A 10,628-nucleotide genomic window follows, 5' to 3' on the forward strand; every position below is an offset into this window, starting at 1 on the left:
GCATGACGCTGACGGCGGATCAGCAGGTGGCCACGGCCACCCACTGCCCGTACTGCGCGCTGCAGTGCGGGATGACCGTGTCCGGCACCACGATCGCGCCTCGCGAGTTCCCGACCAACGGCGGCGGCCTGTGTCAGAAGGGCTGGACCTCCGGTGCCCTGCTGACCTCGCCCGCACGCCTGGCGACGCCGCTCGTCCGGGTCGACGGCGAGCTGGTGCCGGCGAGCTGGGACGACGCGCTCGACCTGGTCGCCCGGCGGCTCACCGAAATCCAGGCACGGCACGGAAAAGACGCGGCCGCGATGTTCGGCGGCGGTGGCCTGACGAACGAGAAGTCTTACCTGCTCGGGAAATTCGCGCGGGTGGCGCTCGGCACGTCGCAGGTGGACTACAACGGCCGGTTCTGCATGTCCTCCGCGGCCGCCGCCGGGAACAAGGCGTTCGGGCTCGACCGTGGCCTGCCGTTCCCGCTCACCGATCTGGCCGGTGCGGACGCGGTGCTGCTCGTCGGCGCCAACCCGGCCGAGACGATGCCGCCGTTCATGCAGCACCTGCGGCCGGTGTCGGAGGTCGGCGGCCTGGTCGTGGTGGACCCGCGCCGGACCCCGACGGCCGAGCAGGGAAACCTGCATCTCGCTCCCGCGCCGGGCACGGATCTCGCGCTGGCACTGGGAATCCTGCACGCCGTCGTCGCCGACGGGTATCTCGAATCGTCCTATCTGGACGAGCGGACCCGCGGTTTCGAGGCGGTGTGGCGGATCGTCGCGCGCTGGTGGCCGGAACGGGTCGAGCGGGTCACCGGGGTCCCCGCCGCTGATCAGCGGCGGGTCGCCGAACGACTGGCGAAGGCCCGCAACGCGTACATCCTCACCGCGCGCGGCGCCGAGCAGCATGCGAGCGGGTCCGACACGGTCAGTGCGTGGATCAATCTCGCGCTGGCACTGGGACTTCCCGGCCGCGCGGGGTCCGGCTACGGCTGCCTGACCGGTCAGGGCAACGGGCAGGGCGGTCGTGAGCACGGGCAGAAAGCCGACCAGCTGCCGGGTTACCGCAAGATCGACGACCCGGCCGCCCGTGAGTACGTCGCGAAGGTGTGGGGAGTCCCGGCTTCGTCGCTGCCCGGGCCCGGGAGGTCGGCGTACGAGCTGCTCGACGCGCTGGGCACCGAGACCGGGCCGAAGGCGCTCATGGTGTTCGGCAGCAACGTGGTCGTTTCCGCGCCGCGATCGGCGCACGTGGCCGAGCGACTGTCCGCTTTGGACTTCCTGGTGGTCGCGGATCTCGTGTTGTCGGAGACCGCCGCGCTCGCCGATGTCGTGCTTCCGGTCACGCAGTGGGCCGAGGAGAGCGGCACGATGACGAACCTGGAAGGCCGGATTCTGTTGCGGCAGCGGGCGATCGATCCACCGGCGGGTGTGCGCACCGACCTCCAGGTCCTCAATGGACTCGCCAGCCGGCTCGGCCAGCCGGCGCACCGGTTTCCCGTCGACGCCGAGGCCGTGTTCACCGAGCTGCGCGAGGCCTCGAGGGGCGGTCTTGCGGACTACTCCGGCATCACCTACGACCGGCTGCGCGCGGGTGAAGCGTTGTACTGGCCGGTGCCGCGGGAAGATCACGACGGCACCCCACGGGTGTTCCTCGACCGGTTCGCGCATCCTGACGGGCTCGCGCGGTTCGTACCGGTCGATCACCGCGGGCCCGCCGAGCCGACCGACGACGAGTTTCCCTTGCAGCTCACCACGGGCCGGGTGCTGCAGCACTACCAGTCGGGCGCGCAGACCCGGCTGGTCGCGGAGCTGAACGAAGCCGTCCCGGAGGCGTACGTCGAGGTGCATCCCGATACCGCCGCCCGATTCGGTGTCAGTGAAGGAGATTGGGCGAACCTGAGGTCCCGGCGGGGCGAGATGACCGCGCGCGTGCGATGCGTGCCCTCGATGCGGACGGACCTGGTGTTCCTGCCGTTCCACTTCGCGGGCGCCCAGCGGGCGAACCTGCTGACCAACCCCGCGCTCGATCCGACGAGCCGGATGCCCGAGTTCAAGGTGTGCGCCGTGGCGCTGGAGGCCGCATGAGCCCGCGGAAGATCGTCGTGCTCGGGTACGGCATGGCGGGCGCGCGGCTGGCGGACGAGATCCGCCGGCGCGACCCGGACGGCACCGGCATCGCGCTGACCGTCATCGGTGCGGAACCGCATCACGCCTACAACCGGGTGCTGCTGTCCGCGGTCATCGGCGGGACGATGCAGCCGGATCTGGTGCGCCTGCACGATCCCGGTTGGGCGGACGAACATCACGTCGACCTCCGGACCGGTGTCGCCGCGACGGACATCGACCGGGACCGCCGCGTCGTCACACTCGACGACGGGTCCGAAGTGGACTATGACGCGCTCGTGATCGCCTTGGGCAGCAAGCCCTGGCTGCCGCCGGTCGAGGATCTGACCGGCGAGGACGGCCTGCCCGCGCCCGGTGTGGTCACCTTCCGCACGCTCGAAGACTGCGAACGCATTCTCGCCGTGGCGAAAGCGGGTGCGCCGGTCGCCGTGCTCGGCGGCGGGTTGCTCGGGCTGGAGGCAGCACGCGGCCTGGCCGGTAACGGAAACCTCGTGACCGTCGTCCATCCGGCCGGGCACGTGATGGAGCGCCAGCTGGACCCCGGTGCCGGCCGCGTGCTCGCCAGAATCCTTGGCACGCATGGCATCGACTTCCGGCTGAACGCGAGCGCGGCCCGGTATCTGCCGGGCGGCGGACTCAAGCTCGACGACGGCAGCAAGGTCGCCGCCGATCTCGTCGTGGTCTCCGCGGGAGTCCGTGCGGAGACCGAACTGGCCCGGCGTGCCGGGCTGACCGTCGATCGCGGCATCGTCGTGGACGACACGCTACGCACCAGTGACGGGAGGATCTCCGCGATCGGGGACTGCGCCCAGCATCCCGACGCCGTGTCCGGGCTGGTGGAACCCGCGTGGCAGCAGGCCGCGATCCTGGCCGACCTGCTCACCGGCACCCGGGTTTCCGCCCGCTACAAGGGAACCCGGGTCGTCACGAAACTCAAGGCGCGTGGGGTCGACCTCACCGCGCTCGGCGACCCGCACACCGATGTGCACGATCCGGATGCCGAAGTCCTGTCCCTGACCGACCCGACCGGCGGCCGTTATACGAAACTCGTGATCCGCGAAGACCGCGTCACCGGAGCGATCCTCCTCGGCGCACCCGACGCGGCCGCCACCATCACCCAGCTCTACGACCGCGGGCTGCCCGTTCCCGCGGACCGCCTTGCCGTCCTGCTCGGCCGTGCGCTGCCTTCGGGCGTGCCGGCCGCGGCCGGGCCGGCCGACCTGCCCGCCTCCGCCGTGGTGTGCCGCTGCAACTCGGTGACCAAGGGGCGGCTGGTCGAAGCCTTCCGGGCCGGGGCGACCGAGGTGGCCGAGCTGGCCTCGGCGACCAGGGCGACCACCGGCTGCGGCAGCTGCCGCGACACGGTCAGCGGCATTGCCGACTGGCTCGCGACCACTTCCTGACAGGAGCGACACATGACCACCGAAACTCACGCCCGCGGCGGCCGCTGGATCGAGCACTGGGATCCGGAGGACGAGTCCTTCTGGCAGGCCACCGGGAAGAAGATCGCGAACCGGAACCTGTGGTTCTCGATCCTCACCGAGCACATCGGGTTCTCGATGTGGTCGCTGATGTCGGTGCTGGTGCTGTTCATGGGCCCGGCGTACCACATTTCCGTCAGCGACAAGTTCCTGCTCACCTCGGCCGCGACGTTCGTCGGCTCGTTCGTGCGGATCCCGTACACGTTCGCGGTGGCCAGGTTCGGCGGTCGCAATTGGACGGTCATCAGCGCAATGCTGCTGCTGATCCCGACGATCACCGCGGCCTTCGTGATGAAGCCCGGCACGTCGTTCGGCGTGTTCCTGCTGCTGTCGGTCCTTTGTGGATTCGGCGGCGGGAACTTCGCCTCCTCGATGTCGAACATCAACACGTTCTTCCCGGAGAAGGCCAAGGGCATGGCGCTCGGCCTCAACGCCGGTGGCGGCAACCTCGGCGTCGCCGTCGTGCAGCTCGTCGGGCTGGCGATCATCGCGGGCGCAGGCACTGCGGCGCCGCGGATCATCCTCGCCGTCTACATCCCGCTGATCGTGATCGCGGCGGTGTGTGCGGCGCTGTTCATGGACAACATCGCGTCGGTGCGCAACGACCGCAAGGGTATGCGCGAGGTCATGAAGGACGCGCACACGTGGGTGATGTCCTTCCTCTACATCGGCACCTTCGGTTCGTTCATCGGCTACAGCTTCGCGTTCGGGCTGGTGCTGCAGAACGAGTTCGGCCGCACCCCCCTGCAGGCCGCGTACGTGACGTTCCTGGGGCCGCTGCTCGGTTCGCTGTCCCGGCCGGTCGGTGGCTGGCTCGCGGACCGGATCGGTGGCGGCCGGGTCACGTTCTGGAACTTCGTCGGGATGGCCGTGATGACCGCCCTGCTGATCGTGGCGTCGAACATGAGCTCGCTCGCCCTGTACACGACCGCGTTCATCGTGCTCTTCGTACTCACCGGCATCGGCAACGGCTCGACGTACAAGATGATCCCGGCCATCTTCAAGGCCAAGGCGAAGGCCGCCATCGCGGCGGGCGCGGACGAGGCGGCCGAGCTGCTCAGGGCGCGCAAGCTGTCCGGCGCCCTGATCGGGCTGGCCGGTGCGATCGGCGCACTGGGTGGTGTGCTGATCAACGTCGCGTTCCGGCAGTCGTTCGCGGCGGTCAAGAGCGGGACCCCGGCCTGTATCGGGTTCCTGGCGTTCTATGCCGCGTGTTTCGTCGTGACCTGGGTCGTTTACCTGCGCAAGTCCGCCGCTCCGGTGAGCGAGAAAGGGCTCGCGCTGGCCGGGTCCCAGGTTTGAGGGAGGAAGAGATGACGCGGACGCTGGTCGTCGCCGGGCACGGCATGGTGGGTCACCGCCTGGTGGAGGCCGTCCGTGCCGAGGACACCGAGGGCACCTGGCGGGTGGTCGTGCTCGCCGAGGAGCCGCGCCCGGCTTACGACCGGGTCGCGCTCACGTCCTATGTGGACGGATGGGACGCGCAGGCGCTCGATCTCGGCGAGCACTCGGACATCGAGCTGCGGCTGGGTGATCCGGTGGCGAAGGTCGACCGGGCCGGGCGCACCGTGGTCACGGAAAGCGGTTTCACGCAGTCCTACGACGCGCTGGTGCTGGCCACGGGCTCGCGGCCGTTCGTGCCGCCGGTGCCGGGGCACGACCTGCCCGGCTGTTTCGTCTACCGGACCATCGACGATCTCGACGCGATCCGCGCGGCCGTGGAAAGCGCCAAGGAGCGCAAACGCGGCCGCGCGGCGGCGATGGTCGTCGGTGGTGGACTCCTGGGTTTGGAGGCGGCGAAGGCCCTGCGGGACATGGGTCTTTCGCCGCACGTCGTGGAGATGGCGCCGCGGTTGATGCCGATCCAGGTCGACGACGGCGGCGGCAACCTGCTGCGCAAGCTGGTCACCGAGCTGGACCTGACCGTCCACACGGGAACGTCGGCGGAGCGGATCGAGCAGGACGGCGACCGGCTGTGTGCCAAGCTCACCAACGGCACCGAACTCGACCTGGACCTCATCGTGTTCTCCGCCGGTGTCCGCCCGCGTGACGAGCTGGCCCGCGAAGCCGGTCTCGACGTCGGGGAGCGCGGCGGTGTGCTCGTCGATCTGTCCTGCCGCACAAGCGATCCGGACGTGTGGGCGATCGGGGAGTGCGCCGCGGTCGAGGGCCGCTGTTACGGGCTCGTCGCGCCCGGCTATGCCATGGCCGAGATCGTCGCGGCTCAGCTGCTCGGCAAGGATGGCGAGTTCCCCGGCGCCGACATGTCGACGAAGTTGAAGCTGATGGGTGTGGACGTGGCGAGCTTCGGCGACGCGCACGCCACCACCGAAGGCGCGCTGGAAGTCGTGCTCGCCGACGCGGTTTCCGGGTACTACAAGAAACTCGTCGTCTCCGGGGACGAGCCGCGGACGCTGCTCGGTGGTGTGCTCGTCGGCGATGCAAGCGCTTACAACCTGCTCCGGCCGCTGGTCGGCAGCCCGCTACCGGCGGACCCGGCGGCGATGCTCGCGCCCGAAGGCGCGTCCGGCGCGGTCGGCGTCGACGCCTTGCCCGACGCCGCGCAGATCTGTTCGTGCAACGCGGTCACCAAGGGCGCGATCACCGACGCGATCCGGGCGCAGGGCTGCGACAGCGTCGCGTCGATCAAGAGTTGCACGAAGGCCGGCTCCACCTGCGGCTCGTGTGTGCCGATGCTGTCGAAGCTGCTCGACGCGTGCGGTGTGGTGCAGTCGAAAGCCGTGTGCGAACATTTCGCGCACTCGCGGCGCGAGCTGTTCGAGATCGTGAAGGCCACCCGGATCACGACGTTCGGCGAGCTGATCGCCAAGCACGGCACCGGCGCGGGCTGTGCGATCTGCAAGCCGGCGGTCGCTTCCATCCTCGCGACCGTCGACACCACCCAGGGCGAGGGCGGGCACATCCTCGACGGGGAACAGGCCAGCCTGCAGGACACCAACGATCATTTCCTGGCGAACATGCAGCGCAACGGCACCTACTCCGTGGTGCCACGGGTGCCGGGCGGCGAGATCACCCCGGCGAAGCTGAAGGTGATCGCCGAGGTGGCCGACGAGTTCGGGCTGTACACCAAGATCACCGGCGCGCAGCGGCTCGATATGTTCGGGGCGACCGTCGACCAGCTCCCGCACATCTGGAAACGGTTGGTGGAGGCCGGTTTCGAGTCCGGGCACGCCTACGGGAAGGCGCTGCGCACGGTGAAGTCGTGCGTGGGCTCGACGTGGTGCCGCTACGGCGTGCAGGACAGTGTGGCGATGGCCGTCGAGCTGGAGCTGCGGTACCGCGGCTTGCGTTCGCCGCATAAGTTGAAGTCCGGGGTTTCCGGGTGTGCGCGGGAATGTGCCGAGGCGCGGAGCAAGGATTTCGGTGTCATCGCGACGGAGAAGGGCTGGAACCTCTACGTCGGCGGTAACGGCGGCATCCTCCCGCGCCACGCCCAGTTGCTGGTGTCCGATGTGGACTCCGAGTCGCTGATCCGGTACATCGACCGGTTCCTGATGTTCTACGTGCGCACCGCGGACCGGTTGCAGCGCACCGCGCCGTGGATCGAGGAGCTGGAAGGTGGCCTGGACCACCTGCGCGCGGTTATCGTGGAGGACAAGCTGGGTATCTGCGATGAGCTGGACGCGGCGATGGCCAAGCACGTCGAGAACTACGCCGACGAGTGGCGTGGTGTGCTGGAGGATCCGGAGAAGCTGGCGCGGTTCACGTCGTTCGTGAACGCGCCGGGCGCGCCGGATCCGACGATCTCGTTCACCGAAGAGCGGGAGCAGAAGGTGCCCGTGCTGTTGGGTGTCCCGGAGGTGGTGTCGCGATGACGGCGATGGAGACCCGCACCGTCGCGGTGTGCGAGGCGAGCCGGTTGATCCCCGGCCGTGGAGTCGCGGCCCTGCTGCCGGACGGCCGGCAGGTGGCGATCTTCCTGACGGTGGACGGCGACTGCTATGGACTGTCCAATATAGACCCGTTCGCGCGGGCGGCCGTGCTGTCGCGCGGTCTGGTGGGGGAGTCCGGCGGGCGGCCGTTCGTGGCTTCACCGTTGCTGAAGCAGCGGTTCGACCTGCGCACCGGGGTGTGCCTCGACGACGAGTCCGTCGCGATCCGCACGTACCCGGTGCGCGTGGTAGACGGGGTGGTGCACGTATCGCCATGACAGCCCCCGGTCTCCCGCCTGACACGGCGATCCCGCCGCTCGCCGGTTTCGCGGTGGGCATCACCGCCGCCCGGCGTGCCGACGAGCTCGGCGCGCTGCTGGTGCGCAAGGGCGCGACGGTCCGGTACGGGCCGGCGATCCGGATCGTGCCGCTGGCCGACGACACCGAGCTGCACGCGGCGACCACCGGGCTGCTCCGGGATCCGGTCGACGCGGTCGTCGCGACCACGGGGATCGGGTTCCGCGGCTGGGTCGAGGCGGCCGAAGGCTGGGGACTCGGCGAGGAACTGCTGAACCAGCTCAACAAGGCCACCTTGCTCGCCCGCGGCCCGAAGGCACGCGGCGCGATCAGGGCGGCCGGGCTGCAGGAGCAGTACTCGCCCGCGTCGGAGAGCAATGCCGAGCTGCTGCAGCACCTGCTGGAGTCCGGTGTGGACGGTCAGCGGGTGGCGGTGCAGCTGCACGGCGAACCGCTGCCGTACTTTGTGGACTCGTTGCGCGCGGCGGGGGCGGAGGTGATCGAGGTGCCGGTGTACCGGTGGGTCGGTCCCGCCGATCCCGGCCCGCTGGACCGGTTGCTGGACGCTGTGGTCGACGGGGCGATCGACGCGATGCCGTTCACCAGCGCGCCCGCCGCGGCGAGCATGCTGGCGATGGCCAAGCGCACCGGGCGCCGGGCGGCTCTGGTCGACGCGCTGACGCACCGGGTGCTGGTCGCCTGCGTCGGCCCGATCACCGCCGCACCCTTGGCGGCGCTGGGAATTCCGACCGTGCAGCCCGCTCGCGCGCGGATCGGGGCGCTGGCGCGGACCGTGGCGCAGTCGCTGATGGAACGCACGCCGCGGTTGTGCGCCGCCGGGCGGGAGATCGAGCTGCGCGGCCAAGCGGCCATTGTGGACGGTCAGCTGTGCGAGGTCGCGCCCGCGCCGATGGCGGTGTTGCGGGCGCTGGCAAGGGAACCGGGGCGGGTCGTCTCGCGGCGGGAGCTGACCGCGGCGTTGCCGAGTGGCGGCGAGGAGCACGCGGTGGAGACGGCGATCGGGCGGCTGCGAACGTCGCTGGGTGAGGGGAAGCTGGTGCAGACGGTGGTCAAGCGGGGGTACCGGCTGGCGGTGGCGCGGTGATCGTCCTGGTCGCGCACGGTACCCGGAATCCCGCCGGGCCACGGGTGATCGCTGAGCTCGCGTCGCTCGTGCAGGCGGAGGCCGGGGTGCCGGTTCGGGTCGCGTACGCGGATGTCCTCCAACCGGACGTGACGAGCGTGTTGCGTTCCGTGCGTGGACCGGCGGTGGTGATCCCGGCCTTTCTCGCGTCGGGTTACCACGTGCGCACCGATATCCCGGCCCAGATCGCGGCGAGCGGGCGCCGTGATGTGGTGCTCACCGACGCTTTCGGTCCCGCACCGGAACTGATCGAAGCGATGCGCGACCGGCTGGTGGCGGCCGGTTACCGCCGCGGTGATGCGGTCGTGCTCGCGGCGGCGGGTTCGAGCGATCCGCGTGCCCTGGCGGAAGTCCGTTCGGCGGCTCGTGCCCTTTCCGCGGCTTTGGCCGTTCCTGTCCGGATCGGTTATGCCGCAACGGCTCGTCCCACGGCGAGCGAGGCCGTGCAGGCCGTTGGTGGCCGGGTCGCCGTTGCCTCTTGGCTGCTCGCACCGGGCCTGTTCCAGCAACGCCTGGAGGCTGCCGGTGCCGATGTCGTGGCCGAACCGCTCGGCGCACACCCTGGAGTCGTCGACCTCGTCCTGCGGCGGTACCGGCAGGCCGCGTATTCGATGGCCGCCTGAGGTTCACAGCTCGTTCGTAGGTTCCGCATACCGGTCTCCCAGCTCGGGCGACGAAGGTCGTACGCGTCAGCAACCGTTCCGCAGGGAGAACACGATGACGTCCGACCCGGCGCAGCACGATCCGCGTGCCGCCCACGCCCCGACCGAGAGCTTCGGGTCCCCCAGCGGGTCCGCCGCACACGGCGCGACCGGGCAGGGCGGGACGGCGACGGCCACGGCAGCCCCCGCCGCGCCGCCCGTCCCGCCTGCCGCCCCGGCGAAGTCGCGCTCGCTTTCCGTTGGCCTCGCGAGCCTTTTCGCGGTCGTCGCGCTCATCGTCGGTGGCAGCGTCGGCTTCATCATCGGGCACACGACCGGTTCCTCGGACACCAGCCAGTTCGGCCCCGGTACGGGTGGCTATGGCCGCTTCGGTGGCGGTTACGGCGGGCCCGGTATGGGCGGTTTCCCCGGTCAGCAGCAGGGCACCGCGTCCGGTTCGAACACCTGAGACCATCTGCCGGAGGCTGATCGTCCGGGCCGCTCGGGGCCCGGACGATCAGTCCGTTGTGGACGGACCCCAGCGGCGGGACTTGGGCAGCGGCTTGGGGTAACTCACCCGGCTCGTCTTCAGTCCCAGGGAAACCAGCGACTCCGCGAGCCGGACCGCGGCAGCCACGCCGTCGATGACGGGGATGTCCAGCGCGGCACTGATCCGCCGGTCCAGGCCGGTCATGCCGGCGCAGCCGAGTACCACGACCTCCGCGCCGCGATCGCGCACTCGTCGCGCCGCGGTCGTCAGTGCCGACGCGGTGCGCACCTCGTCGGCCAGTTCCAGCACACCCAGCCCGGAGCCGACGACACCCACGCAGTGCGCGGCGACTCCGGCGGTGTGCAGGCTGTCCTCGATGAGCCCACAGGCTCTGTCCAAAGTGGTCACCACGCCGTAGCGGCGGCCCAGCAGGCAGGCCAGGTGCGCGGCGGCTTCGGTGATGTCGATGACGGGAACGTCGAGCAGTTCCCGCGCGCCTTCGCGGCCGTGGGCGCCCCACCCCCCCCGCCCCCCCGCGGCGCACAGCGCGACCGGGGGTCGCACCAAATAC

The 10,628-nt window shown here is 70.4% G+C and carries 9 protein-coding genes; 8 read left to right on the forward strand and 1 reads right to left on the reverse strand.

Translation table 11 applies throughout. From position 1 onward, the window contains the following. Positions 1 to 2: 2 nt before the first annotated feature. The 8 genes from LOZ83_RS33880 to LOZ83_RS33915 all read left to right on the forward strand — a co-directional run bounded on the left by LOZ83_RS33880 (position 3) and on the right by LOZ83_RS33915 (position 10,036). The gene (locus LOZ83_RS33880) at positions 3 to 2,072 is read left to right on the forward strand and encodes a molybdopterin oxidoreductase family protein (RefSeq protein ID WP_236795877.1); all 2,070 of its coding nucleotides are present in this window, start codon (positions 3 to 5) and stop codon (positions 2,070 to 2,072) included. Beyond that, on the forward strand, positions 2,069 to 3,514 hold the full coding sequence (locus LOZ83_RS33885; RefSeq protein ID WP_236795879.1) for an FAD-dependent oxidoreductase: 1,446 nt from the start codon (positions 2,069 to 2,071) through the stop codon (positions 3,512 to 3,514). The genes LOZ83_RS33880 and LOZ83_RS33885 overlap by 4 nt, the downstream gene beginning before the upstream one ends. Before the next feature lie 12 nt (positions 3,515 to 3,526). After that, positions 3,527 to 4,894, forward strand: coding sequence for a NarK/NasA family nitrate transporter (locus tag LOZ83_RS33890; RefSeq protein WP_236795880.1), 1,368 nt, complete (start codon positions 3,527 to 3,529; stop codon positions 4,892 to 4,894). 11 nt (positions 4,895 to 4,905) lie between these two features. Continuing rightward, positions 4,906 to 7,428 (forward strand): nitrite reductase large subunit NirB, encoded by a 2,523-nt coding sequence (gene nirB, locus LOZ83_RS33895; protein ID WP_236795882.1) that lies wholly within the window; start codon positions 4,906 to 4,908, stop codon positions 7,426 to 7,428. Next, positions 7,425 to 7,763: a nitrite reductase small subunit NirD gene (gene nirD, locus LOZ83_RS33900; protein WP_374202750.1), complete on the forward strand. Its 339-nt coding sequence runs from the start codon at positions 7,425 to 7,427 to the stop codon at positions 7,761 to 7,763. The genes nirB and nirD overlap by 4 nt, the downstream gene beginning before the upstream one ends. Continuing rightward, on the forward strand, positions 7,760 to 8,887 hold the full coding sequence (locus tag LOZ83_RS33905) for a uroporphyrinogen-III synthase (protein ID WP_236795884.1): 1,128 nt from the start codon (positions 7,760 to 7,762) through the stop codon (positions 8,885 to 8,887). Before nirD ends, LOZ83_RS33905 begins: the two co-directional genes overlap by 4 nt. After that, positions 8,884 to 9,549 (forward strand): sirohydrochlorin chelatase, encoded by a 666-nt coding sequence (locus tag LOZ83_RS33910; RefSeq protein ID WP_236795886.1) that lies wholly within the window; start codon positions 8,884 to 8,886, stop codon positions 9,547 to 9,549. The genes LOZ83_RS33905 and LOZ83_RS33910 overlap by 4 nt, the downstream gene beginning before the upstream one ends. A 94-nt stretch (positions 9,550 to 9,643) precedes the next feature. Beyond that, positions 9,644 to 10,036, forward strand: a complete 393-nt coding sequence (locus tag LOZ83_RS33915; RefSeq protein ID WP_236795888.1) for a hypothetical protein — start codon at positions 9,644 to 9,646, stop codon at positions 10,034 to 10,036. Positions 10,037 to 10,084: 48 nt separating this feature from the next. Here LOZ83_RS33915 and LOZ83_RS33920 read toward each other — a convergent pair. Continuing rightward, on the reverse strand, positions 10,085 to 10,628 hold a 544-nt coding region (locus LOZ83_RS33920; RefSeq protein ID WP_236795889.1), incomplete at its 5' end, for an aspartate/glutamate racemase family protein.

Source organism: Amycolatopsis sp. GM8, from assembly GCF_021653975.1.
Taxonomy (GTDB): domain Bacteria; phylum Actinomycetota; class Actinomycetes; order Mycobacteriales; family Pseudonocardiaceae; genus Amycolatopsis_E.

Excerpts from the sequence above, each read along its gene's own strand:
- LOZ83_RS33890 (WP_236795880.1), top strand. The coding sequence starts at position 3,527 with ATGACCACCGAAACTCACGCCCGCGGCGGCCGCTGGATCGAGCACTGG.
- LOZ83_RS33905 (WP_236795884.1), top strand. The coding sequence starts at position 7,760 with ATGACAGCCCCCGGTCTCCCGCCTGACACGGCGATCCCGCCGCTCGCC.
- LOZ83_RS33915 (WP_236795888.1), top strand. The coding sequence starts at position 9,644 with ATGACGTCCGACCCGGCGCAGCACGATCCGCGTGCCGCCCACGCCCCG.
- LOZ83_RS33885 (WP_236795879.1), top strand. The coding sequence starts at position 2,069 with ATGAGCCCGCGGAAGATCGTCGTGCTCGGGTACGGCATGGCGGGCGCG.
- nirB (WP_236795882.1), top strand. The coding sequence starts at position 4,906 with ATGACGCGGACGCTGGTCGTCGCCGGGCACGGCATGGTGGGTCACCGC.
- LOZ83_RS33880 (WP_236795877.1), top strand. The coding sequence starts at position 3 with ATGACGCTGACGGCGGATCAGCAGGTGGCCACGGCCACCCACTGCCCG.
- nirD (WP_374202750.1), top strand. The coding sequence starts at position 7,425 with ATGACGGCGATGGAGACCCGCACCGTCGCGGTGTGCGAGGCGAGCCGG.